This is a genomic window from Pseudomonas sp. Lz4W (assembly GCF_000346225.2).
Lineage (GTDB): Bacteria > Pseudomonadota > Gammaproteobacteria > Pseudomonadales > Pseudomonadaceae > Aquipseudomonas > Aquipseudomonas paraversuta.
Genome location: NZ_CP017432.1, coordinates 2177820 through 2201893, shown reverse-complemented (window position 1 = coordinate 2201893; position 24074 = coordinate 2177820). Strand labels below are relative to the sequence as shown.

20 protein-coding genes are annotated in these 24074 nt (G+C 59.8%); 8 read left to right on the top strand and 12 right to left on the bottom strand.

Features of this window, described 5'->3' with window-relative positions; all coding sequences use genetic code 11:
* Window positions 1-47: 47 nt before the first annotated feature.
* The gene (locus B195_RS10290; protein ID WP_003444769.1) at window positions 48-1370 is read right to left on the bottom strand and encodes an MFS transporter; all 1323 of its coding nucleotides are present in this window, start codon (window positions 1368-1370) and stop codon (window positions 48-50) included.
* 190 nt (window positions 1371-1560) lie between these two features.
* Here B195_RS10290 and B195_RS10285 point away from each other — a divergent pair, with 190 nt between their 5' ends.
* The gene (locus tag B195_RS10285; protein ID WP_003444770.1) at window positions 1561-3297 is read left to right on the top strand and encodes an IlvD/Edd family dehydratase; all 1737 of its coding nucleotides are present in this window, start codon (window positions 1561-1563) and stop codon (window positions 3295-3297) included.
* Window positions 3298-3461: 164 nt separating this feature from the next.
* Window positions 3462-4178: a FadR/GntR family transcriptional regulator gene (locus B195_RS10280; RefSeq protein WP_003444772.1), complete on the top strand. Its 717-nt coding sequence runs from the start codon at window positions 3462-3464 to the stop codon at window positions 4176-4178.
* A 63-nt stretch (window positions 4179-4241) separates the two neighbouring features.
* Here B195_RS10280 and pepN read toward each other — a convergent pair whose 3' ends face one another.
* The 6 genes from pepN to B195_RS10250 form a co-directional block, all read right to left on the bottom strand.
* Complete coding sequence (gene pepN, locus B195_RS10275) at window positions 4242-6899, bottom strand: aminopeptidase N (RefSeq protein WP_003444774.1); 2658 nt, start codon at window positions 6897-6899, stop codon at window positions 4242-4244.
* A 12-nt stretch (window positions 6900-6911) separates the two neighbouring features.
* The gene (locus B195_RS10270; RefSeq protein ID WP_003444778.1) at window positions 6912-7742 is read right to left on the bottom strand and encodes a DUF2797 domain-containing protein; all 831 of its coding nucleotides are present in this window, start codon (window positions 7740-7742) and stop codon (window positions 6912-6914) included.
* Complete coding sequence (locus B195_RS10265) at window positions 7739-7999, bottom strand: YeaC family protein (protein ID WP_003444780.1); 261 nt, start codon at window positions 7997-7999, stop codon at window positions 7739-7741. Before B195_RS10265 ends, B195_RS10270 begins: the two co-directional genes overlap by 4 nt.
* A gap of 70 nt (window positions 8000-8069) precedes the next feature.
* Window positions 8070-8948 (bottom strand): rhomboid family intramembrane serine protease, encoded by an 879-nt coding sequence (locus B195_RS10260; protein WP_003444782.1) that lies wholly within the window; start codon window positions 8946-8948, stop codon window positions 8070-8072.
* The gene (locus tag B195_RS10255; protein ID WP_003444783.1) at window positions 8945-9916 is read right to left on the bottom strand and encodes a metallophosphoesterase; all 972 of its coding nucleotides are present in this window, start codon (window positions 9914-9916) and stop codon (window positions 8945-8947) included. Before B195_RS10255 ends, B195_RS10260 begins: the two co-directional genes overlap by 4 nt.
* Complete coding sequence (locus tag B195_RS10250) at window positions 9916-10806, bottom strand: NAD(+) kinase (protein WP_003444785.1); 891 nt, start codon at window positions 10804-10806, stop codon at window positions 9916-9918. The genes B195_RS10255 and B195_RS10250 overlap by 1 nt, the downstream gene beginning before the upstream one ends.
* 104 nt (window positions 10807-10910) lie before the next feature.
* Here B195_RS10250 and B195_RS10245 point away from each other — a divergent pair, with 104 nt between their 5' ends.
* Both B195_RS10245 and B195_RS10240 read left to right on the top strand, forming a co-directional pair.
* Entirely contained in the window at window positions 10911-11867 is a 957-nt protein-coding gene (locus tag B195_RS10245; RefSeq protein WP_003444787.1) for a DUF1853 family protein, read from the top strand.
* A 95-nt stretch (window positions 11868-11962) separates the two neighbouring features.
* Window positions 11963-12511, top strand: a complete 549-nt coding sequence (locus B195_RS10240; RefSeq protein WP_003444790.1) for a cytochrome b — start codon at window positions 11963-11965, stop codon at window positions 12509-12511.
* An 82-nt stretch (window positions 12512-12593) separates the two neighbouring features.
* Here B195_RS10240 and B195_RS10235 read toward each other — a convergent pair whose 3' ends face one another.
* The gene (locus B195_RS10235) at window positions 12594-13520 is read right to left on the bottom strand and encodes a 1-aminocyclopropane-1-carboxylate deaminase/D-cysteine desulfhydrase (RefSeq protein WP_003444792.1); all 927 of its coding nucleotides are present in this window, start codon (window positions 13518-13520) and stop codon (window positions 12594-12596) included.
* 192 nt (window positions 13521-13712) lie between these two features.
* On the opposite strand from B195_RS10235, the gene mrdA reads away from it, so the two are divergent.
* Window positions 13713-15608 (top strand): penicillin-binding protein 2, encoded by a 1896-nt coding sequence (gene mrdA, locus B195_RS10230; RefSeq protein ID WP_003444793.1) that lies wholly within the window; start codon window positions 13713-13715, stop codon window positions 15606-15608.
* A gap of 59 nt (window positions 15609-15667) precedes the next feature.
* On the opposite strand, the gene B195_RS10225 is transcribed toward mrdA, so the two are convergent.
* Window positions 15668-17722: a c-type cytochrome gene (locus B195_RS10225; RefSeq protein ID WP_003444794.1), complete on the bottom strand. Its 2055-nt coding sequence runs from the start codon at window positions 17720-17722 to the stop codon at window positions 15668-15670.
* A 269-nt stretch (window positions 17723-17991) separates the two neighbouring features.
* On the opposite strand from B195_RS10225, the gene tauA reads away from it, so the two are divergent.
* Both tauA and B195_RS10215 read left to right on the top strand, forming a co-directional pair.
* Entirely contained in the window at window positions 17992-18966 is a 975-nt protein-coding gene (gene tauA, locus B195_RS10220; RefSeq protein ID WP_003444795.1) for a taurine ABC transporter substrate-binding protein, read from the top strand.
* A 122-nt stretch (window positions 18967-19088) separates the two neighbouring features.
* Complete coding sequence (locus tag B195_RS10215; protein WP_003444796.1) at window positions 19089-20084, top strand: GlxA family transcriptional regulator; 996 nt, start codon at window positions 19089-19091, stop codon at window positions 20082-20084.
* Window positions 20085-20140: 56 nt separating this feature from the next.
* Here the strand turns inward: B195_RS10215 and B195_RS10210 are convergent, their stop codons facing one another.
* The 3 genes from B195_RS10210 to B195_RS22865 form a co-directional block, all read right to left on the bottom strand.
* On the bottom strand, window positions 20141-21481 hold the full coding sequence (locus B195_RS10210) for an MFS transporter (RefSeq protein WP_003444804.1): 1341 nt from the start codon (window positions 21479-21481) through the stop codon (window positions 20141-20143).
* Window positions 21482-21692: 211 nt separating this feature from the next.
* Entirely contained in the window at window positions 21693-22904 is a 1212-nt protein-coding gene (locus B195_RS10205; protein WP_003444806.1) for a M24 family metallopeptidase, read from the bottom strand.
* Window positions 22905-23133: 229 nt separating this feature from the next.
* Window positions 23134-23382 (bottom strand): hypothetical protein, encoded by a 249-nt coding sequence (locus B195_RS22865; RefSeq protein WP_003444808.1) that lies wholly within the window; start codon window positions 23380-23382, stop codon window positions 23134-23136.
* A 108-nt stretch (window positions 23383-23490) separates the two neighbouring features.
* On the opposite strand from B195_RS22865, the gene B195_RS10200 reads away from it, so the two are divergent.
* Entirely contained in the window at window positions 23491-23928 is a 438-nt protein-coding gene (locus B195_RS10200) for a YqaA family protein (RefSeq protein WP_003444810.1), read from the top strand.
* The last annotated feature ends 146 nt before the right edge of the window (window positions 23929-24074 follow it).

Here is a 24074-nt window from a genome sequence, read left to right as displayed (position 1 = left end):
GGTCAAACCTGCGTACTAACCCATGGATGAATAGCTCTGGCGGCTGATTAATGATCGCTAGCCGGACGGGCACTGGCGGCAAACTCATCGGGCTTGAGTGCATGTTTGCGCTCCAGGGTGCGATACACCACCACCGTCAGCAACAGCCCGAACACCATCACCCCCGAAAGGAAGTACAGGCCCGACGCCAGGTTGCCGGTGTGTTCCTTGAGCGCACCTATCACGAACGGTCCTATATAGCCGCCCAGGTTGCCCACCGAGTTGATCAGGGCTATCCCGGCGGCAGCACTGGCACCGGCAAAAAAGCGCCCGGGCAAGGTCCAGAAAATCGCCGTGCAGGAGAACAACGAGAAAGCCACCAGGCACAGAGCCCCCAGTTGCAGTGCCGGAACCGTCAACCATGCACTCAGGAACAGACCGATCGCCCCCAGCACATACAGGCCGCCCAGGTGACCGTAACGGTCATTCAGGCGATCCGAGCTGCGGGGAATGATCAGCAAGCCGATGATGCCGAAGATGTAGGGCACCGAGGACACGAAGCCGGTTGTCAGATCGCTGCCACCAAACTGCTTGATCAGCGTCGGCAGCCACAGGCCCAGGCCGTAGATGCTCAGGGTGACGGGTAGATAGAACAGCGCCAGCAGCAACACCCGCTTGTCTTTCAAAGCATGCAGCGGATTACCGTGGCGGGTCTGGCCGTATTGCTGCAGGTCTTTTTCCAGCTCCCCCAGCAGCCAGCTCTTCTCGTCCCGGGTCATCCAGTTGACCTGTTGCGGGCCGTCCGGCAGGTAGCGCAGTACCGGCCAGGTCAACAGGATGGCCGGCATGCCGATGACAATGAACAACCATTGCCAGCCATGCAGCCCCAGCACCCCGTCCATGCCCAGCAGGCCGCCGGACACCGGGCCGGTGATCATCATGGCGATGGGTTGCGAGAGGATGAACAGGCCCAGGATCTTGCCGCGATGGCGCACCGGGAACCACTGGGTGATGTAGTACAGCACGCCAGGAAAGAAGCCTGCCTCGGCGACACCGAGCAAAAAGCGCATCACGTAGAAACTCTGCGGCCCCTGGACAAAGGCCATGCCGATGGTGATCGCGCCCCAGGTCAGCATGATCCGGGCGAACCAGCGCCGGGCGCCAAAGCGCTCCAGCATCAGGTTGCTGGGGATCTCCATCAAGAAGTAACCGATAAAGAACAGCCCGGCACCCAGGCCGTAGGCCGCATCGCCAATGCCGATGTCTGCGCCCATATGCAGCTTGGCGAAGCCCACGGCAGAGCGGTCCACATAGGCAATCAGGTACAGCAGGATCAGAAACGGAATGAGTTTTAGCGTGATGCGGCGGATAAGCCCGGATTCCTGGCTCATGTGACGGTCTCCCATTGTTTTTGTTATGGCACCTCTGGAGTGGCCTCAGGCGGGAAAATGCCAGGATCAGCTCTCAGTTGAATCGAACTATATAGTAATACTATTTACCCAACAACACTTCCAAACAGAGCCATTTAGCGCTAACTTCTGCCACAGAAAATAAATTAGTCATACAATAAGAGAGGCCGCAATGTCTGACAAAACCCCTCCACTGCGTTCCGCCCAATGGTTTGGCAGCGCAGATAAAAACGGTTTCATGTACCGCAGCTGGATGAAGAACCAGGGCATTGCCGACCATCAGTTCCAGGGCAAGCCGATCATCGGCATCTGTAACACCTGGTCAGAGCTGACCCCGTGCAACGCCCACTTCCGCACCATTGCCGAACACGTAAAACGCGGTGTGATCGAGGCCGGGGGGTTTCCGGTGGAGTTTCCGGTGTTTTCCAACGGTGAGTCGAACCTGCGCCCTACCGCCATGCTCACCCGCAACCTGGCCAGCATGGACGTGGAAGAAGCGATTCGCGGCAATCCGATTGATGGCGTAGTGCTGCTGACCGGCTGCGACAAAACCACCCCGGCCCTGCTGATGGGCGCTGCCAGTTGCGATGTGCCGGCCATCGTGGTCACCGGCGGGCCGATGCTCAATGGCAAGCACAAGGGCAAAGATATCGGCGCCGGCACCATCGTCTGGCAAATGCACGAGTCCTATAAGGCCGGCAATATCAGCCTTGACGAGTTCCTTTCCGCTGAAGCCGGCATGTCACGCTCGGCAGGCACCTGCAACACCATGGGCACCGCCTCCACCATGGCCTGCATGGCCGAAGCCCTGGGCACTTCGTTACCGCACAACGCGGCGATCCCTGCGGTGGATTCACGGCGTTATGTCCTGGCGCACATGTCCGGCATGCGCGCCGTGGCAATGGTTCGCGAGGACTTGCGCCTGTCCAAGGTGCTGACCAGAGAAGCCTTTGAGAATGCGATTCGGGTCAACGCCGCCATTGGCGGCTCGACTAACGCGGTGATCCACCTTAAAGCCATCGCCGGACGCATCGGCGTCGATCTGGAGCTGGACGACTGGACCCGCATCGGCCGCGGCACCCCGACCCTGGTTGATCTGCAGCCTTCCGGGCGCTTCTTGATGGAAGAGTTCTACTATGCCGGCGGCCTGCCTGCGGTACTGCGCCGACTGGGGGAAAACAACCTGATCCCGCACCCGGACGCCCTGACCGTCAATGGCAAGAGTCTGTGGGAAAACGTCAAGAACTCGCCGATTTATGGTGACGACGAAGTCATCCGTGCCATCGAAAACCCGCTGGTGGCCGATGGCGGTATCTGCGTGCTGCGCGGCAATCTGGCACCACTGGGGGCCGTGCTCAAACCATCGGCGGCGACCCCGGCGCTGATGAAGCATCGTGGTCAGGCCGTGGTGTTCGAGAACTTCGACATGTACAAGCAGCGCATCAACGATCCGGATCTGCAAGTCACTGCCGACTCGATCCTGGTGATGAAAAACTGCGGGCCCAAGGGTTATCCGGGCATGGCCGAAGTCGGCAACATGGGCTTGCCTGCCAAGCTGCTGGCCCAGGGAGTGACCGATATGGTGCGCATCTCCGATGCCCGCATGAGCGGCACCGCCTACGGCACCGTGGTCTTGCATGTGGCGCCGGAAGCGGCAGCCGGAGGGCCTCTGGCGGCGGTTCAGGAAGGTGACTGGATCGAACTGGACTGCGCCGGCGGGCGCCTGCATCTGGATATCCCGGATGCAGAACTGGCGGCCCGTCTGGCCGATATTCCACCGCCACAGAAACTGCTGATCGGTGGTTACCGCCAGCTCTATATCGACCACGTGATGCAAGCCGATCAAGGTTGTGATTTTGACTTCCTGGTGGGTTGCCGCGGCTCCGAAGTGCCGCGCCACTCCCACTAACCCCGGCCCTGCAGGAGCGAGCTTGCTCGCGAGCTTTTCTCCAGCCAGCTGAAGAGCTCGCTCCTGCAGCTTGTTCGACCTTTGCCCATCAGGTTTTGTGCCACCTGTAAAACCGGCGCCTGCTATGATCGGCGCTTTTCAGCCACAGGACCGACCCGCGCCCAATGGATTATCGTCAGCCCTCCGAGCGCAAAAGCATGCACGCGCGCATCGTTCAGGAACTCGGCATGCAGATTGTTTCCGGCCGATTGAAACCCGATGACAAGCTGCCCGCCGAAGCCTTGCTGTGCGAAGAATATGCCGTCAGCCGCCCGGTATTGCGTGAAGCCACGCGGGTGCTGGTGGCCAAGGGCCTGGTGTATTCCAGGCCGCGGGTGGGCACCGTGGTCAAGCCGCGCCGTGAATGGCATATGCTCGACCCCGATGTGCTGCACTGGCTGATGCAAAGCTCACCGCAAAACGAGTTTTTTGCCTTGCTGACCAGTGTGCGCAGCATTATCGAGCCCGCTGTTGCCGCCCTCGCCGCCCAGCATGCCACCGAAGATGAGATAGCCTCGATCCGCGAGGCTTATGAGCGCATGGAGCATGCTCAAACCCCCGAAGCCTTGCTGCAACCTGATCTGGATTTTCACAGCCGGATCGCCGACGCGACCCATAACGACCTGTTGTCCAACCTGTGCAACATGCTGTCGCTGGCCTTGCGTGAAGCGTTGAAGCACTCCAATCGCCGGCCTAACCTGCACGAACTGGCGTTGCCCAGGCACAAGGCGATTCTGACCGCGATAGAAAACCACGACGCCCTCGGCGCCCGGCATGCCACCCTGGTGCAGCTGGACGATGCGCGCACCGCGCTGGATGTGGTGTTGGGACAGACGCACTGACGCATCTTTGAACCTGTAGGAGCGAGCTGTTTAAAAAGCTCGCTCCTACAACCGAAGGCCGGATCAGGCCAGGCTTTTGCTGACCACTTCAAACACGTCGCTGGAAAGCTCGCCCGAGCTGCGGATGCGCTCCAGTTCGGCTTTCATCAACGCCTGACGGGCGCTGTCGTATTTGCGCCAGCGGGTCAGTGGCGCCAGTTGCCGCGAAGCAATCTGCGGATTGAAGCCATTGAGCTCAATCACCAGGTCCGCCAGGAAGCGATACCCCGAACCATCCGCCGCATGGAAGTTGATCAGGTTCTGCCCGGCAAAGGCACCGACCAGAGCCCGTACCTTGTTCGGGTTCTTGATGTTGAAGGCCGGGTGCTCCATCAACTGTTTAACCCGCTGCAGACCACCTGGCAAACCGCTGCCCGCCTGCACACTGAACCATTGGTCCATGACCAGCGGATTGTCCTTGAACTGATCGGCAAAGCTGGCCAGCGCCGCGGCCTTTTCAGCCTCGAACGGCGAATTGACCAGTACTGCCAGAGCCGTCAGGCGCTCGGTCATGTTGTCGCTGTGTTCGAACTGCTCCTGTGCCGCGGCCAGCACCTGCGGTTTACCGCTGAGCATCAGGTACGACAGCGCGATGTTTTGCAACGCGCGACGGGCAAAATGTTCGGCTTCGGCCACATACGGCGTGACTTTCGACACTTCACGGTTGCTCTGATAGCGCGCCCACAGGCCGTCAAACAGGCTATCGGCCAGTTGCTTGCGGGCAAACTCACGGGCCACGTGGATGGCCTCTACATCGGCCACTTCGCTGATTTCGGTGAGATAGGCTTCGCCCGGCAGCGACAGCATTTCGCCAATCATCGCCTGATCCAGTTGCTGGTTGCCCAGCACGGTGCGCAAGGCTTCAACCAGACGCTGATCCATGACCAGCGCTGCGCCACGCTGATGCTGGCCAATCAATTCCTGGAGTACCAGCACGGCCAGTTGCTGACCGGCATCCCAACGGTTAAAACCATCGCTGTCATGCTGCATCAGGAACATCAACTGGTCACGGCTGTATGGAAATTGCAGTTTGACCGGCGCCGAAAACTCGCGCAGCAGCGAAGGCAATGGCTGCTCATTGATGCCAACGAAGGTGAAGCTTTGCTCAGCCTCGGTAACGCATAGCACGCGGCTGGTGCCGCAAGCCGCCGGTTCACCCTTGAGTTGCAGCGCGATTTCTGCGCCCCGGGCATCCAGCAGGCCCAACTGCACCGGAATCACAAACGGCAGTTTCTCAACCTTGTCCGGAGTCGCCGGGCAGCTTTGGGCGAACGTCAGGCTGTAGGTTTTCTGTGCTGCGTCATAGTGCTCGCTGACCGCCAGGCGCGGGGTGCCTGCCTGGCTGTACCAGCGCTTGAACTGGCTCAGGTCGGCGCCGTTGGCGTCTTCCATGGCCTTGATAAAGTCATCGCAGGTCACGGCCTGGCCATCATGGCGTTCGAAGTACAGGTCGCTGCCTTTGCGAAAGCCTGCTTCGCCGAGCAGGGTATGGATCATGCGCACCACTTCCGAACCCTTCTCATACACGGTCAGGGTGTAGAAGTTGGAGATTTCGATAAAGCTCTCGGGGCGCACGGCGTGGGCCATGGGGCCGGCGTCTTCGGCAAACTGGTGGGTGCGCAGATACGCCACGTCCTGAATGCGTTTGACCACCCGCGAGTTCATGTCGGCCGAGAACTCGGAGTCACGGAATACCGTGAAGCCTTCCTTGAGCGACAGCTGGAACCAGTCACGGCAGGTCACGCGGTTGCCCGACCAGTTGTGGAAGTATTCGTGGGCAACAATCGCCTCGACCCGCTGATGCGCGGCGTCAGTGGCGGTTTCGGCACGGGCCAGCACGGCGCTGGAGTTAAAGATGTTGAGGCCCTTGTTCTCCATCGCGCCCATGTTGAAATCATTGACGGCCACGATCATGAAAATATCCAGATCGTATTCGCGGCCGTAGGTTTTTTCGTCCCACAGCATGGACTTCTTCAGGCTGGTCATGGCGTGCTGGCATTTGTCGATGTTTTCCGGCTCGACATAAATACGCAGCGCCACAGTGCGGTCGGTCATGGTGATGAAGTTGTCTTCAACGCACCACAGATCTCCGGCCACCAGAGCAAACAGGTAGGCCGGTTTCATGAACGGGTCTTCCCAGGTTGCCCAGTGCCGGCCGTCTTCGTCGGGACCGCTGGCAATCGGGTTGCCGTTGGACAGCAGAACCGGGTAGCTGTGCTGCTCGGCCACCACGGTGGTGGTGAACTTGCTCATCACATCCGGGCGGTCGAGGTAGTAGGTGATTTTGCGAAAGCCTTCGGCCTCGCACTGGGTGCAGAACATCGTGCCGGACTTGTACAGGCCTTCCAGCGCGGTATTGGATTCGGGGTGGATCTTGACGCTGGTATCGACTACGAAATGTTCGGTGCTCGGGTGCAAAATCAGGTGGCTGTCGGTGAGCTGGTAATCAGCCGCCGTCAGCTCGGCGTCGTCGAGCTTGACCGACAACAGCTGCAGTTGCTGACCGTCCAGCTCCAGTGCCGGGAAACCCGCACCACGTGCAGGGTTGCGGCGCATCACCAGTTGCGCATGGACCAGGCTGTGGTCCTCGAACAACTCGAAGGTCAGGTGCGTCTCGTCGATCAGATACTCGGGCGCCTGATAGTCCTTCAGGTAGATCATCTGCGGTTGTTCGGTGCGCATGCTGGAGTCCTTTTACTGATGCACGGCCAGCTGATAGGCCGTGTATTTGCGAATATTGATAACGCCGGTGTCGAAGATCAGGTACTGACCCTTGATCCCCATCAGCGTGCCTTCAACGATCGGATCTTTGTCCAGGTTGAAACTGACGATCTTGCTCGGATACTGCTCCACCGGGTAACGGATCTCAACGGGTTCTGCAGTCGCCAGGGGTTGGACCGCCTGTAACCCGAAACGCTCCTGCAAGGCCTGCATGCCTTCGGCGCAACTCTCGAATAAATGTTCGCGCACCGCCACCAGGTCCACCGGCTCGGCATCGCCCTTGAGCAATGCGCGCCAGTTGGTACGGTCGCCCACTTGCGAGCGAAACAGGTCCTCGACAAAACCCGATTGCTGACGGGTGGCCACTCGCACAATCGGCAGCGCCTGGCTGGCGCCCTGATCGAGCCAGCGGGTCGGCAACTGGGTGGCACGGGTGATGCCGACCTTGATCCCCGAAGAATTGGCCAGATACACCACGTGGTCGGTCATGCAGAACTGCTCGCCCCACGACGGATCACGGCAGGTGCCTGCATCGTAATGGCAACGCTCCGGGCTCATGATGCACATGTCGCACTGCGCCAGCTTGGTCATGCACGGGTAGCAATAGCCCTGGCTGAAGCTCTTCTTGGTTTTGCGCCCGCAGTGAGTGCAGTTGATCTCACCCAGGTATTCCAGACGCAACCGGGTGCCGATCAAAGGATTGACCGGCAGCTCGGTATCGCCCAGACGAAACGCATATTGAACGGTCGGCGTCTCTAAACTTGCCGACATCTTGCTGATTGCACCGCGACCAATTTCAATCAATGGATAGCATCCGACTTGAACAGGATGTTGGGTACGGGTGCCGATTTCGAGCTGCACTCTTGCGGGCCCATGTAGCCGGTGCGCTGCTCTTCGGGCAGGTTGTTGACTTCCCAGGCGATCATCGCCTGCAGCGACAGCTCGCGCTGCTCGGCAGTGAGCTTGTTGCCGTCGGCCCATTTACCGATTTCAACGGCCAGTTTCAGGCTCTGATAGATCTCGGGAGTGATGTTTTGAATCATTTCGTTGAAAGAGGACATGGTTCTGTTTCCGCTCTTTGAAAATTAACTTTTAGCCGCAGGGCCAGCTTGCTCGCGAGCAAGCTTGCTCCTACAGGGTTTGAACAGCTTTGCGCCGGGCCCAAAGGCCGCCCAGCAGGCCGGTCAGGCAACCGATCAACAGGCCGCCGACATGGGCCGCGTTGGCGATCTGGCCAAAACCTATCATCGACACCAGCCCCGACATGCACAGCGCCAGCCACACCAGCATCATTACCAGCACTCCGCGAGGCAGGTGATACATCGGGTTGGGCGCCATCAACTGGTAAATCCAGACATGCCCCAGCAGGCCGTACAACACCCCCGACAACCCGCCAAACAGGCTCGGGCCGCCAAACAGGTATTGGGCGAAGTTGGAGACCAGGCTGAACAGCAGGCTCAGGCCGATCAGGTTGATGCTGCCCTGGCGCATTTCAATCCGTCGCCCCAGCTCCCAGTACCACATGCCGTTCATGGCAATGTGCAGAAAACCGAAGTGGATCAGCATCGGCGTGAACAATCTCCACCACTGCCCCGCTGCCAGGCTATCGGACAAAGGTGTGAACTGGATGTACTGCCCGTGAATGCTGAAATCGACAAACGTCAGCGCGCTCAGGGTCGACAGGTTGTCCCCCAGTTGCGTCACGGCAGCCACTATCACGCACAGCAAGAGAACGATGGCCGTTGCCGGGCTGTCGCGCACCTGCTGGACGAACCCCGGGCGGGCCATGGCCGGCGGACGCTCGACTATGGGCAGTTCATGCTCGGGGTCACCTGCCGGAAAACGCTGATACAGGCTGCGCACATCATCGGCAATGGTTTCGGGGGCCCACAACACCAGTTCCCCCGCCTCCTCACTGACCCTATGCGGCACTTGCATGCGCTTGAGCAAATGCACAAAACCGCTGAGATCGGTAGACAGCGGCAAACGTAAAACAGCAACAGCACTCATTGAATCGCCTCCGGGCGTTCCACATCTACCCACACGAACTTGTTCGGATCGAGCCGGGTTTCCTGATCAAGGCGATAAGCCACCAGCTTGCCGTATAGCACCGCGCTGTAATCCAGGCAGGCCAGGTTGGGGCGGATCGGTGCCGGATTACCACTGCGCCAGTAATGACCGACAAACAACAGCGGTTCATCGCTGCCGTAACGCAACAACGTATCCTTCTCAATGCTGGACAGCGGCTTTTGCGCCACGCGCTCGGGCAGTGCATCAGGCTGGAACACAATGTCTCCGTAGGTTTTAGGGTCGTCTTCCCAGAACTTGGTGCGAAAGAACGCCCGCGTCAGACCATCGCCGCCAGTCAGCGTCATGCCGTCCGGCAAGCGCATGTCGGTACCGCGCAACAGCCGGTTGAAACTCAGGTTGGCGAAACTTTCAGGCATGGCTGCGGCCTGCAGAAACGGCTGGTCAATGCAGCCATCGGGAAATTCCCCGCGCAGGGTTGCAATCACCCGGGCATCCCAACAGGCATGCACTACCCGGAAACGACCGGCGTCGACAAACAGCGGCATGTCGTAAAACCACTGCACGAACTCGCGCCACTCGTCTGGATACGGGGCGAATTGTTCGAGGGTTTCGTGAATTAACCGGGCATGGCGCGGGGTATGTTCGCGCACATACAGCTTGCCACTGCCCGCAGGTGCCGGGGTACACCAGCCCAGCGCGTTGAATTCATGGTTGCCCATCAGGCACAGCGCCTGACCGGTCCTGACCATGTCATGCACAATATGCAGCGACTCGCGAATGCGCGGGCCGCGGTCAATGATGTCACCGAGAAACACCGCCATCCGTTGCGGGTGTCGCCAGATACCGGCGAGTTTGCGATAGCCCAGACGCTCCAGCAGGTGCTCAAGGGTATGAGCACAGCCATGCACGTCACCGATCAAATCGTAACTGCGCGCTGGATCTAGCATCAGTCAGCCCTGCCGCCCAAACGGCTGCCCCAGCCGAGTTTGGTCCTGCACACTTCGTAGTAGTTGTGGTCCAGCGGATGAATCAGGCGCAGTTTCTGCGCTTTTTTACTGACGGTGATGGTGTCACCCGGCGCGCAGGTGAAATGGTTCTGGCCGTCGCAGGACACTTGCGGGTAGATCTGCATGTCCTTGGCCACCACGATTTTCAACTCGCTGTTGCCGTCCACCACAATCGGACGGCTGCTGAGGGTGTGCGGGTACATCGGAACTATGACGATGGCATCCAGCTTGGGATGCATGATCGGGCCACCGGCCGACATGGCGTAGGCGGTTGAACCGGTGGGAGTGGCCACAATCAGGCCGTCGGCCTTCTGGCTGCAGACGAACTGGCCGTCGATATGCAGTTCGAATTCGATCATGCGCGTTGATTTGCCGGGGTGCAGTACCACGTCGTTCAGGGCATCGCCCTGGCCAATGGCTTCGCCGTGGCGGCGGACTTCAGCTTGCAGCAGAAAACGGTTTTCAACCAGATAGTGGCCATCGAGCACTTCGGCGACCTTGATTTCCAGCTCGTCGGGACGGATGTCGGTCAGGAAGCCCAGGCTGCCACGGTTGATCCCCAGTACCGGGACATTGTGCCGGGCCAGCGCCCGGGCCGCGCCCAGCAAACTGCCATCACCACCGACCACTATCACCATGTCGCACACTTCACCGAGCATTTTGCGCGATGAGGTTTGCAGGCCATGGCCGGGTAAAACCTCACCAATGGTGTCTTCGAGGATCACGTGCATGTGCCGCTCAAGCAGGAATTTTTTCAGTCGGCGAACCGTATCGAGCACCTGTGAACTGCCCAAACGACCAATGATGCCGATATTACGAAATTGCTCCATGAGGCTCCTGCAAGGTTCTAGGCGTGCGAAAACAGCGATTATGGGCGAAACGGGACGATAGACAAAACCCTTTCAGTCAGTGTGCAAACAGCTATGCTCGCACAATGATCCTCTTCCCCGACTTGCTCAACCTGCCCCGCCAATTGCGTCACCCCGAGGTGCGTGATCTGGCGTGGGTGATTCTCGCTCCGCCCATGCTTGAACAGACCCCCTGGCCACAGCGCCACCCCCTGGCCGGCAGCGCCTGGGTCCAGGCCCCCGAGCAGCTGGAACGCTGGCTGCGGGCTCTGGACAGCAACAGCGAGCCCTTGCAGCAATGGCTGGCACTGGCCACCACCCGCCGACTGGGCCGTTATTATGAGCGGCTGTGGCAGTTTGCCGTACAGCACGCGCCGGGAGTCGAACTGATCGCCGCCAACCTGCCGATCCGCCTGGGTGGGCATACCCTGGGCGAGCTGGACATGGTGCTGCGTGATAGCGACGGCGTACATCACCTGGAACTGGCGATCAAGCTCTACCTCGGTCCGCAGCAAGGTGATGGCAGTGATCCTGCCCAGTGGCTGGGCCCCGGCAGCAATGACCGGCTGGACCGCAAGCTCAGGCATTTCAGCCAGCATCAATTACCCATGTCACAGCGCCCTGAAAGCCGCGAAATTCTCGCCGGGCTGGATGTACAGACCTTCAGCGCCCACATGTGGCTGGGGGGCTACCTGCTGTACCCGTGGCCGGGCCAGTCTCGGCCGCCACTGGGCGCCAACCCGCAGCACTTGCGTGGCAGGTGGCTGCATCAAAGTGACTGGCCTGCGTTTATCGGGCAAAGCGCTGCCGGTTGCTGGCAGCCCTTGCCCCGGCATGCCTGGCTCGCCCCGGCGCACTATGGCCCGGAGGGCATCTGGAGCGGGCAACAGCTGCAGGTCTGGCTCGACGAACTGCACCCCCAAGCCCCGGCCCAGCTGCTGGTACGCCTCACAGAAAGCCCCCAAGGTGACTGGGAAGAAGCTGAGCGGCTGTTTCTGGTGGCCGATCTATGGCCAAATTTGCCCGGAACCCCTGAAAACTGACACATCTCAGGTGCAACCTGACACAACCCGTTTAAAGTGAAGCTACTCCGTCGAACAAGAGCGGAGGTTTTAGACCTGAATCGAGAGGAAACAGCATGTCCTGGAAAAGCACCGCCGATCAATACAGTCGAATGTCCATCGCCCTGCACTGGCTCATGGTGCTGTTGTTTGTACTGATTTATGCGGCCATCGAGTTTCGCGGGATATTCCCGAAGGACAGCGATGGGCGCAATCTGATGAAAGACGCGCACTTCATGCTCGGCCTGACGGTGTTTGTGCTGGTCTGGCTGCGGTTGCTGGCGCGAACCCTGGGCGCGGCACCAAAAATCACCCCGACCCCGCCGGCCTGGCAAACAGCCCTCGCCACCTTGATGCACTGGGCGCTGTACCTGTTCATGATCGCCATGCCGGTGCTGGGCTACCTGATCCTCAGCAACAATGACAAATCGGTGTTTTTCTATGGTTTCGACCTGCCGCCGCTCACCGCCAAGGACGTGGACTTCGCCAAGCAGATCAAAGGCTGGCACGAACTGGGGGGCACCATCGGTTACTGGCTGATAGGTTTGCACGCCGTGGCGGGCCTGGCGCATCACTACCTGATCAAGGACAACACCCTGTTGCGCATGCTGCCCCGCCGCCGATAAACCAGCGGTGAAATGTGAAATGTAGGAGCGAGCTTGCCTCGCGATCTCTTGATGACGAAGAGCTCGCGAGACAAGCTCGCTCCTACAGCAGGGCCTCAAACCCCCGGCGGCCCTGCAAACCGCCGGTGTGCACAAACACCAGGCGCTGACCGGCGGTAAACCGCCCCGCCTCGACCGCCTGTTTGAGCGCCATTAACGCCTTGCCGGTGTACAAGGGTTCCAGCGGCAAGTCGCTGGCCGCTTCACTGTCGCGAATAAAGTCCAGCAACGCCCCGTCGACTTTGGCAAAACCACCGCGACTGGCATCAATCAGTTCATGATTGCCCGGCCCCCACCCTGCCTCCAGCAAAATCCGCTCCACCTGGGCCGCCACGCCATGGTCATCCGGCACCGCCAGCGCGCCATAAACCCTTCGCTGCGGGTCTTCGCCCAGTATCAGCCCGGCCAGCGTAGTCCCGGTGCCGGCTGCCAGCCACCAGCCGTGGTAATCGTCCCAGCCCAGGGTGCTCAACTGCTCACGTACCTGAACCACCAGCGGCATGCAGCCTGCAGCGCCCACCAGCCCGCCGCCGCCTTCAGGTACGTTATGCAACAGTGGATAGCGCTCCTGCCAGGGCTCCCAGAAACCCGGAGCATGGCGCGCCCGATACCCGGCAAAACCCAGCCAGTGCAACTGCATGCCGAACCGCTCCAGATCGAGGGTGGTCGGGGTTTGCTGTGGGTGCCCGCGCAGCAGGCCCACTGTCGCAAAGCCAAAGCGCTTGCCGGCCGCCGCCAGGGCATGCAAATGGTTGGAGTGGGCGCCGCCCAGACTGATCAGTCCATGGGCCCCGGCAGCGTGCGCCGCCTGCAAATACCCTGTGAGCTTGAACCACTTGTTGCCGCTGATCAGCGGGTCAATCCGGTCCAGGCGCAGCACCGCCACTTCAACCCCGGCCCGCTGCAGCCAGGCAAAGTGCAGCGGCTGCAACGTGGCTCGGGGATGCCAGTCAATCAAGGGCAACATCATGGCGGCTTCCATTTAAAAGGAAGCCAGTTTAGCGCACCCGACAACAGGCGCAGCCTGTCGGTTTTCACACGCCAGTCGACCAATAAACCGACTCGATCACCGGCTTCTTGGTAAGGTGTGCGCCGACTTTCGTAGCCAGCTAACGACCTGCTGGCCGCTGCTTTGTGTTTACTGACGTGAGACGCCCCAGAAATGCCCGAGCCGATCCCTCTTAAAGATCACGAAACCGAGAAGCGTCTGGTCAATAAACGCCTGATTGCCTGCGCCCTGCTGGTGCTGACGGTCAGTTGCACCCTGATCGGCCGAATGTACTTTTTGCAAGTCACCGAATTTGACTACAACTCGACGGTGTCCGAGAACAACCGGGTGCATGTGTTGCCGATCCCGCCGGAACGCGGCTTCATTTACGACCGCAACGGCGTGCTGCTGGCCGACAACCAGCCCAGCTTCAACATGACCATCACCCGCGAACGTGCCGGCGATACCGCCAAAGTGCTGGACTCGGTCATGAGCATCCTGCACTTGCCGGAAGAAGACCGCGCCGTCTTCGCCAAATCAATGAAGCAGGCCCGCCACCCGTTTGACCCCTCGACCCTGCTGTATGAGCTGAGCGAAGAGCAGATCGCGCTGCTGGCGGTCAATCAGTTCCGCCTGCCGGGAATCGATGTAGAAGCCCAGTTTGTACGCCACTATCCCCAGGGCGATCATTTCGCCCACTCGGTGGGATACGTTGGCCGCATCAACGAGAAAGAAGCCAAACAGCTGGACCCCACTCAGTACCGGGGCACGCAATCGATCGGTAAAACCGGTATCGAACGCTTCTACGAGCCCGAACTGCACGGCAAGGTCGGCTTTGAAGAGGTCGAGACCAACGCCCAGGGCCGGGTGATGCGGGTGCTGCGCCACACCGACGCGGTGGCAGGCAAAAACATCGTGTTGAGCCTCGATATCAAACTCCAGGAAGCCGCTGAAGAAGCCCTGGGTGACCGTCGTGGCTCAATCATTGCCCTGGACCCGAAAACCGGCGAAGTGCTGGCGATGGTCAGCAAACCCAGCTTCGATCCGAACCTGTTCGTGACCGGTATCAGCTCCAGAGACTACTCGGCCCTGCGCGATTCCATCGACAAGCCGCTGTTTAACCGGGCCTTGCGTGGCCTGTATGCGCCGGGCTCGACCATCAAGCCTGAAGTGGCGATTGCCGGGCTCGACAGCGGCGTCATCTCGGCCTCGACCCGGGTGTTCGACCCCGGCTATTTCCAGTTGCCCAACGTCGACCACAAGTACCGCAACTGGAACCACAGCGGTGATGGCTGGGTGGACTTGAACGCGGCAATCATGCGCTCCAACGACACCTATTTTTATGACCTGGCATCCAAGCTGGGCATCGACCGCATGCACGACTACATGGCGATGTTCGGGCTGGGACAGAAGGTCTCGCTGGACATGTTTGAAGAGTCCTCGGGCCTGATGCCCTCCCGCGAATGGAAGCGCAGCACCCGTCGCCAGGCATGGTTCCCCGGCGAAACGGTGATTTTGGGGATTGGCCAGGGCTACATGCAGGTCACGCCGTTGCAACTGGCGCAAGCCACTGCACTGATTGCCAACAAGGGCGTGTGGAACCGTCCGCACCTGGCCAAAACCATCGACGGCACGCCGCCGGCTGACGACAACCCGATCGCCAATATCGTGCTGCGCGACCCCAGGGACTGGGAGCAGGTCAACCATGCGATGCAGCTGGTCATGCACGACCCGCGCGGCATTGCCCGGGCAGCTGCCCAGGGTGCGCAGTATCGGATTGCCGGCAAAAGCGGTACTGCACAGGTGGTGGCGATCAAGCAGGGCGAGCGCTACAACCGCTTGAAGACAGCCGAGCGCAACCGCGACAACGCCTTGTTTGTCGGATTCGCCCCGGCCGAAGACCCGCAGATCGTCATCTCGGTAATGATCGAAAACGGCGAAGCCGGCGGCCGCGTGGCAGGGCCGGTGGTGCGCAAGGTGATGGACGCCTGGTTGCTTGATAATCAGGGCGTGCTGAAACCCCAGTATGCCAGCCCGCAGGTCAAGGCCCATCCAAACCCGCATGTGTAATTGATTCATCTGCAGGAGCGAGCTTTTAAACAGCTTGCTCCTGCAGATAATCATTGGCTTCAGTAGCGGGCGTCCGCCGGTTTGCCGCCCTTTGGCCAGTCCCCGGCCTTGTCGGCAAAGTCCGGACGAGGCTGGTGCGAGAAGTACTCGGCCACGTCCACTGCATCCTGATCCGACAACCCGCCCTGCCCCAACGGGAATTTCTGGTGAAAGCCAATCGGCATATTGCGTTTGACGAATGCCGCCGCGGTATAGGTGCGTGCCATGCCCGCCCCGATATTGAACGACTCATCGCCCCACAACGGCGGGAACACAAAGCTGCCATCGGCATGCTTCAAGCCTTGCCCGTTATCACCGTGGCACACCGCACATTGCTGCACATACACCACCTTGCCGTTCTGTGAATCGGGCTTGATGCCCGGGTCCACCTTGCCCACACCACGACCCGCCACTTTATCGCCCGGGGCCGTGTTCATTTTCATCCAGTCGAAATACGCCACCATCGCCTGCATGTCAGCTGATGCCACAGGCAACGGCTGGCCATTCATCGAGCGCCGGAAACAGCCGTTGATCCGTTCCTCCAGCGTCACTTCCTTGCCCGCCCGGGGTGCATAGCCAGGGAAAAACGCCGACACCCCCACAAACGGCGAACCGTCGGCCACGGTGCCCGCGTTCAGGTGGCAACTGGTGCAATTAAGCGCATTCCCGACGTTGTCCGGCAGCAAAGCCTTGGTTTGCAGGTGCAACCGCATGCCGCGCAGCACCTGGTCAGCATTGGCTGCGGACAACAGACCGGCCAGGCGCGGCGTCTCAAACGCCGTAGCGTCGATGGTTTGCGGGTTGAGCTGTTTACGCATTGCCGCCACTTGCGCAGGGCTGATCGCTGACGCCTGGTTGCCCCAGCTGCTACGGACAAAACTGAGGATCTCGGCAATTTCCCCGTCACTCAACCGGGCAAAGCCGGGCATTCTGTAGACCCGCGGATGAGCCTCGGTCTGCGGGGTTGCCCAGCCCGTAAGGGTGATATGCAGCAAAGAGGCCGGGTTGGCAGCAATGATGCCCGGGTTGCCATTCAATGGCGGGAACATACCTTTGACTCCGCCACCGTCCGGGCGATGGCAATCGGCACAGAACTGGGTGTAGCCCAGACCGCCACGACTGCTGAACAGGGAGTCCGGGGCAATGGCTGGCTCACTGGCAACCATCGGCATTGGCAAGTCGTCCTTGCCCGCCGGCAACGACTTCAGATAGCTGGCGATCGCCGTCAGGTCCCCATCGGTGAAATGCTGGGTACTGTGATGAATCACTTCGGCCATGTTGCCCGAGACCGTGGCAAAGCGGTTTTGCCCGGTTTTAAGCAACTGCACCGTGTCTTCGACGGTCCACAGGTTGCGCAGGCCAATTGCCCGCCAGTCTTCCACGGTTTCCCCGGCCAGATAGTATTTACCGCTACTGCCCGCATCGCTCATGGCCTTTTCCTGAAAGGCTATCCCGCGGGGTGTGTGACACGACCCGCAATGCCCCAGGCCCTGTACCAGATAAGCACCGCGGTTCAGCTGCTCGCTGCGGCCCGGCTCGGGAACGAACCGCTGGTCATCGACAAACAGCAGATTCCACAGCGCCAGCCCCCAGCGCTGGTTGAACGGAAATCCCATGTCGGCCTCCAGGTTTGCCTGCCTGACTGGAGTCACACCCTGCATCAGATAAACGTACAGGGCGCGCATGTCCTCTTCACTCATCTTCGCGTAGGACGGATACGGCATGGCCGGGTATAGATTCTGGCCGGTACGCGTAATGCCTTTACGCATCACCAGGTCAAACTCATCCAGGCTGTACTGACCAATCCCGGTATCGCGCTCAGGGGTGATGTTGCTGGAGTAAATCGTACCCATGGGTGTTTTCAGTTCCAGCCCGCCCGCCATCACCGCCCCGCCTTTGGCGGTATGACAGGCAATGCAGTCGCCGAGCCGGGCCACATACAGGCCGCGTTCGATCAAGGCATTCTGATGCAGCGGATCGGCGTCAGCGGCCGTTATCGACTCGCTGGCCTGGGCCTGAACCGTGCAAAACAGCGTCAGGCCCGCGAGCACCAGACGTGGAAGGGTAAAAAGCATGGGCTATTCCTTTAAAGCAACGGCCTGGGGTGATCCCCTCGGCCATGCTGTTTTTGTTATTGACTCCTCACAATCTGTTGTAGCCGGTTTTAAACAGACAGTGCTTGACCCGGGTCAGGCATGGGCCACGTTGCCCCTTGCAGCAACGCTCTAAGCTAGTTCCAAAACGGTATTTTCCCCTTTTATTTAAAGCACTTAGATTCAGCCCACCGGACCACCGGCCCTTTGCTTGAACCTCTCTTTCAGTCCATTACAACAAGGTCCGGTCCATGTCCCTGCGCACCCTTCTCGTTGCCCTTTCACTGGCAGGCCTGAGCCTTGGCGCCCAGGCCGCCGACCTGACCATCGGCTACATCACCGGTATCGATCCGACCAAACTGGCCCAGGCGGAAGGCAGCTACGACAAAGCCATTGGCCAGAAAATCGACTGGCGACGCTTCGACTCGGGCCCTTCGGTGGTCGCCGCGCTGGCCTCGGGCGACCTGCAGATCGGTAATCTGGGCTCAAGCCCGCTGGCAGCCGCCGCCTCGCGCAACGTACCGCTGGTGACCTTTATCGTCACCGCCCGGATCAAAGGCTCAGAAGCCCTGGTGGTACGTGATGGCAGCGGGATCAAGGAGCCCAGGGACCTGATCGGCAAAACCATTGCCACCCCCTTTGTCTCCACCTCCCACTACAGCCTGCTGGGGGCGCTGAAACACTGGGGGCTCACGCCGCAACAGGTGAAAGTGGTCAACCTCAGTCCGGCACAAATTACCGCAGCCTGGAAACGTGGCGATATCGACGGCGCCTTCACCTGGTCACCTGCACTGGGGGAAATCCGCAAAACCGGAACCATACTGACCGACGCGGGCCAGGTCAGCGAATGGGGCGCGCCAACCTTTGAAGTATGGGTAGCACGCAAGGACTTTGCCGAAAAACACCCGGAAATCGTCGCTGAATTCGCCAAAGTCAGCCTGGATGCCATTGCCGATTACAACGCCCATCAGGCCGCCTGGACGGCAGATTCGCAGCAGGTGCAGAAAATTGCCAAACTCACCGGGGCCAATGCAGCCGATATTCCGCAACTGCTGCAGGGCGCGCACTTCCCTTCAACTGCCGAGCAGAAATCCCCGCAACTGCTGGGCGGCGGCACCGCCAAAGACATCGCCCGGACGGCCCTGTTCCTCAAGGAGCAAGGCAAGATTGAAAGCGTTCTGCCGGACTATTCAGGCTATGTCAGCGATAAATATCTTCCTCAATAGCAAGCAGTGACTCACTGGCATAACAAATGCTTCCTTAGCCTCCAAGAGTACGGGTCATTGCAGGGGCTCAATGCGCTTGCCCTGAGCTAGACACGTCCCGGATCATAAGGAGGAATCTGAAGATGGCAACACCAGTAACAGCGTCACCGAGCAATCAGCCCACAGTGAAAACCGTGGGCTTTTTGGTGATACCAAACTTCACCACCATCGGTTTTGCCTCGGCCATCGAGACCCTGCGCATGGCCAATATGGCAGCCCGGCGCGAGCTGTTTCGCAGCGTGATCATTGCCCCCAACATGGACCCGGTCATTGCCAGCAACGGTATGCGCATCCTCCCCGACCATGCCGTTGGCGATGCACCAAAGCTGGATATTCTGCTGGTGGTGGGCTCCAACCCCATCGTCTCCCACCTCAGCAGCCGGCCCGTACTCAACTGGCTGCGCAAACTGGCCCATGAACAGGTGGCGCTGGGGGGCATTTGCACCGGCAGTTACTGGCTGGCCCGCGCGGGTCTGCTCAAGGGGTATCGCTGCACCATCCACTGGGAAGACATCGAAACCCTCAAGGACCACTTTCCGGGGATCATCATTTCCAACCAGCTGTTCGAACTGGATCGTGATCGCTACACCTGCTCCGGCGGCGTGGCGTCCATGGACATGACCCTGCAGCTGATTGCCCGCGAACCGGGTGGCCGGGAGATTGCGGCCCATGCCGCCGAACTGCTGCTGTGTGATCGCGCCCGCGGAGCCCAGGAGCAGCAGCGTGTACCGCTGCGGCAAAAGCTCGGCACCTCGCAGCCCAAGCTCAGCCAGGTGGTGGCCATCATGGAAGCCAATCTCGAAGAGCCGGTGAGCCTTGAAGACCTGGCGCGCTTGAACGAAGTCTCGGTGCGCCAGCTGGAGCGCCTGTTTCACAAGCATCTGCAGCGCACCCCGAGCCAGTACTACCTCGAACTGCGTCTGGCCCGCGCCCGCAGCCTGTTGCTGCGCAGTGAATCCCAGGTCAGGGATATTGCCCTGGCTTGCGGCTTTGTCTCGGCGGCGCATTTTTCCAAGTGCTACAGCCGCCTGTTCGGGGTATCACCCATTGGCGAACGCAAGCAGGTGGCGGTGCATTAAAACGAAAACGAGCTTGCGGGCCATGGCCGCAAGCTCGCTGTTACAGCGCGCAGATGTCAGTCCGCCAGCGCCTTGTGCGCAGTCTCCCGGCTGGCCAGCATCGCCACCAGCGCCACCCCGGCCGCCGCCAGCAAGTACCAGGCCGGTGCCATCTTGTTGCCGGTCAGCTGAATCAGCCAGGTGGCAATGAACGGGGCAGTACCGCCGAACAAGGCATTGGCCAGGTTAAAACTGAAAGCAAAACCGCTGAACCGTACCCGGGTCGGGAAGATCTCGGCCAGGAAGCACGGCAAGGTACCGTCGTTCATTGCCAGGATGGCGCCAAAGGCAATCTGGATCATCAGAATTACCACCAGCGACGGGTTACCGAGCATGCCGAACAGCGGAAAGGTCAGCAGCAAAAACAGCACCGATGCGCTCACCAGCATGGTCTTGCGGCCAAAGCGGTCAGACAGCTTGCCCATCAAAAAAATCAGACCGATATAGGTCGCCAGTGACACAGTGGACGCGATAAATGAATCGCTCTCATCCATGCCCATTTCCGTCGACAAGTAGGTGGGCATGTAACTGAGCAACAGATAAAAGGCCACGGCATTGAGACAGGTCACGCCGATCCCGATCATCACTGCCCGGCGGTGCACCGTCAGCAATTCACGAATCGGTGCATGGGTCGCGCACTCCTTGGCCTCCAGGCGTTGTTCCATCTCCAGAAATTTGGGCGAATCCTGCAAGCTCATGCGGATATAGCGCCCCACCAGACCAAAGGGTGCCGCCAGTAAAAACGGCAGGCGCCAGCCCCAGTCATGCAGGTTCTCGACGCTCATCAGGCTGTGCATGGCGGCAACGAACACTGCGCCAAACAGCAACCCGGCAGCCGTGCTCGCCGGTACGATGCTGGTATAAAACCCGCGCTTGCCGTCGGGGGCATATTCCGCCAGAAACGCCGAAGCCCCGGCATATTCACCGGAGGCCGAAAAACCCTGGACCAGACGAATCAACAGCAACAACGCCGGGGCCCACAGACCGATATGGTTGTAGCCCGGCAGCAGGCCGATGCAAAAGGTCGAGACGGTCATGATCAGGATCGACCACGACAAAGCGCTGCGACGCCCGTATTTGTCGCCGAAATGCCCCCAGACCAGGCCACCGACCGGCCGCACCAGAAACGACAGGGCGAACACCGCGAAAGTTGCCAGCAGGCCGGTTGCCGAATCGGTCTGGGGGAAGAACGTCAGCGCGATCACGGTCGCAAGATAGCCATAGGCGGCGTAGTCAAACCACTCCACAAAGTTGCCCATGAAGCTGGCTACGGCGGCGCGGCGCAGGGCCTTGCGCTCGCTCAGACGCTCAGTGTGTTGTGCTGCCGTCAGGGTAAGAGTTGCGCTCGGAGTACTCACAGGACACCTCCGAAGGCACAGGTGCAGGGATGAAAAACAGACAGCAAAGCCGGGACATGGGACATGACAAATACCCTCATTGTGTAGTTCTTGGCAGGGGTAATGGGTCAGAAAACGCTGCGTGTCTGGGTACGCATGCGTGGGTTCGTAGCAAAGGAGTCAGCGACTACACGTGGGGCAATCTGTAGTCGCTGGCGAAGGCTGCGAGCGGCTATTTCTTGATGATGTTGTGCTCCGGGCCATAGGGGAAACGGGTGATGTTTTCCCCGCCGTGTTCATTGACGATCAAGATATCGTGCTCACGATATCCACCCGCCCCCGGCCGGCCTTGGGGGATCATGATCATCGGTTCGATGGAGATCACCATGCCCGGTTCCAGCACGGTGTCGATGTCTTCACGCAACTCCAGCCCGGCTTCGCGGCCATAGTAGTGACTCAAGGTGCCAAATGAATGGCCATAACCAAAGGTCCGGTACTGCAGCAAGTCGTGCTCCAGGAAAATCTCGTTGAGTTGCAGGGCAATCTCGGAGCAGCGCATGCCCGGCTTGATCAGCTTTAACCCGGCCTCGTGCACCTTGACGTTGACCTCCCACAAGCGCAGGTGCTCGTCGGAGCAGTGATCCAGAAACAGCGTACGTTCAAGCGCCGTGTAATAACCGGCAATCATCGGGAAGCAATTGAGGCTCAGAATGTCGCCCTTGTTCACTTTGCGCGTGGTCACCGGGTTGTGTGCGCCGTCGGTATTGATCCCCGACTGGAACCAGGTCCAGGTGTCCATCAGCTCGGAGTCCGGGAAGGTGCGGGCAATTTCGCGCACCATCGCCCGGGTTGCATGCAGGGCCACTTCGTATTCCGGCACCTGGTCGCCCAAGGCTTCAATGACAGCAGCGCCGCCGATGTCTGCAATTCGCGCACCATGACGAATAATCGCGTGTTCCTCTGCTGACTTGATCATGCGCATACGCATGCACGGCGCGGCAATATCCACCAGTTCGGCCTGGGGGTAACGGCTGGCGAGCTTGTCGCGGTTGAGCAGGTTCAGATGGTCGAACTCGATGCCGATGCGCCCTGCTTTTGGTAGCGCCTGCTGGATCGCAACAAAGTAGTTATCGCGCTGCCAGTCGGTATACACAATATTGTCGGTACCCATGGTCCGGCGCCATGGCTGGCCACCGTCGATATTGGCACTGATGGTGACTGCACTGTCCTGGGTCACGACCAGCGCGTAATGCCTGCCGAACGAGCAGTACAGGAAATCACTGTAATAGTTGATGTTGTGATAAGAGGTAAACACCGCCGCATCAATATTGTTCTGTGCCATGTAGTCGCGCAGCCTGGACTGGCGATTGGCATATTCCCGGGCCGAGAAGGTTGGAGTGACTTTCTCACCGTTCTTGATCTCGATGGTTTTCGGCATTTGCATGTCAGTTACCCTGTTCTGTGATCGATCTTCGGAAGCCGCCGGCAGGCGGGTCGTTGAGGATCATTCGAACAGATAAAAAGCTGACTTTTTTGTGTGAATCCGACCTGTAGTTGGTCATACCCGCTGCCGGATCAGCGCTCCCTGCCTGTTGCCTATGGAAGGGATGTAGTCGCTGACCAGGGACGAGGCTGCGATGGGCTGCGCAGCAGGCACTGGTGGCTCTTATGGGTTAGCCCGGCAGTTGCCATTCGATGTTTTCCTCGTTGACGGTAATTCTGTCGGCAAGCAAAAAGCGCGGCTCGCGGTGCTGCACCTTCAGGGTGGGCATGGTCTGGCTCTGCTCGAAACGGTGGATCACGCCTTTGCTCAAACTCGTGCCAGCATGGCGACTCAGGCGGACGGCAGCAGGTAAGCCCCCTCCTGAAACAGCGGCATAAACCGCCTCTATGTGCTGCAAAATATTGCCAGCCCGCAACAAACTCCGGCATCCCTCCCAAGGATGATGTTAAAAAGCCAACCGGCGCAGCAGCCTCGCAAGGATTGCTGCAATAAGTGCGTGCAGCTCCCCTCACCCGTGGACCCCACAGTGTTTGAAATCACCAGCTATCTCGGGCTGTTTCTGGCCGCCTTCGGTGCCGCGTCATTGCTGCCGATGCAATCTGAAGCCGTACTGGTGGCCATGCTGCTTTCCGGAAAATACCTGGCAAGCACCCTGCTGCTCGTTGCTACTTTGGGCAATGTACTGGGCTCGGTCCTGAACTGGCTGCTGGGGCGTTCAGTCGAGCGCTTGCGGCATAAACCCTGGTTCCCGGTCAGTGAGCAAAAGCTCGACAAGGCCCGGCAGTTCTATCTGCGCTACGGCCGCTGGTCATTGCTGCTGAGCTGGGTGCCGATCATCGGCGATCCACTGACCATGATCGCTGGCGTGATGGGCGAACCGCTGTGGCTCTTTGTGCTGATTGTCACATTGGCCAAAGGCGCACGTTATCTGGCACTGGCTGCGCTGACTCTGGGGTGGACCTAAACATCCCATAGGTAAAAATCCAATTGCCTACACAAGCTTCACGCAATTCCTAAAATCTCAGAGACACGCCCTACAGCCAACTTGAACACCGCCTTGCACACTTGCGTGACCAAAAATCCCTGACGTTCAATTGCGTCAGAACGACC

Bases quoted from the DNA above. Each gene is read 5' to 3' on its own strand.
- B195_RS10290 (WP_003444769.1), bottom strand. From the start codon at position 1,370: ATGAGCCAGGAATCCGGGCTTATCCGCCGCATCACGCTAAAACTCATT.
- B195_RS10285 (WP_003444770.1), top strand. From the start codon at position 1,561: ATGTCTGACAAAACCCCTCCACTGCGTTCCGCCCAATGGTTTGGCAGC.
- B195_RS10280 (WP_003444772.1), top strand. From the start codon at position 3,462: ATGGATTATCGTCAGCCCTCCGAGCGCAAAAGCATGCACGCGCGCATC.
- pepN (WP_003444774.1), bottom strand. From the start codon at position 6,899: ATGCGCACCGAACAACCGCAGATGATCTACCTGAAGGACTATCAGGCG.
- B195_RS10265 (WP_003444780.1), bottom strand. From the start codon at position 7,999: ATGTCCTCTTTCAACGAAATGATTCAAAACATCACTCCCGAGATCTAT.
- B195_RS10260 (WP_003444782.1), bottom strand. From the start codon at position 8,948: ATGAGTGCTGTTGCTGTTTTACGTTTGCCGCTGTCTACCGATCTCAGC.
- B195_RS10255 (WP_003444783.1), bottom strand. From the start codon at position 9,916: ATGCTAGATCCAGCGCGCAGTTACGATTTGATCGGTGACGTGCATGGC.
- B195_RS10250 (WP_003444785.1), bottom strand. From the start codon at position 10,806: ATGGAGCAATTTCGTAATATCGGCATCATTGGTCGTTTGGGCAGTTCA.
- B195_RS10245 (WP_003444787.1), top strand. From the start codon at position 10,911: ATGATCCTCTTCCCCGACTTGCTCAACCTGCCCCGCCAATTGCGTCAC.
- B195_RS10240 (WP_003444790.1), top strand. From the start codon at position 11,963: ATGTCCTGGAAAAGCACCGCCGATCAATACAGTCGAATGTCCATCGCC.
- B195_RS10235 (WP_003444792.1), bottom strand. From the start codon at position 13,520: ATGATGTTGCCCTTGATTGACTGGCATCCCCGAGCCACGTTGCAGCCG.
- mrdA (WP_003444793.1), top strand. From the start codon at position 13,713: ATGCCCGAGCCGATCCCTCTTAAAGATCACGAAACCGAGAAGCGTCTG.
- B195_RS10225 (WP_003444794.1), bottom strand. From the start codon at position 17,722: ATGCTTTTTACCCTTCCACGTCTGGTGCTCGCGGGCCTGACGCTGTTT.
- tauA (WP_003444795.1), top strand. From the start codon at position 17,992: ATGTCCCTGCGCACCCTTCTCGTTGCCCTTTCACTGGCAGGCCTGAGC.
- B195_RS10215 (WP_003444796.1), top strand. From the start codon at position 19,089: ATGGCAACACCAGTAACAGCGTCACCGAGCAATCAGCCCACAGTGAAA.
- B195_RS10205 (WP_003444806.1), bottom strand. From the start codon at position 22,904: ATGCAAATGCCGAAAACCATCGAGATCAAGAACGGTGAGAAAGTCACT.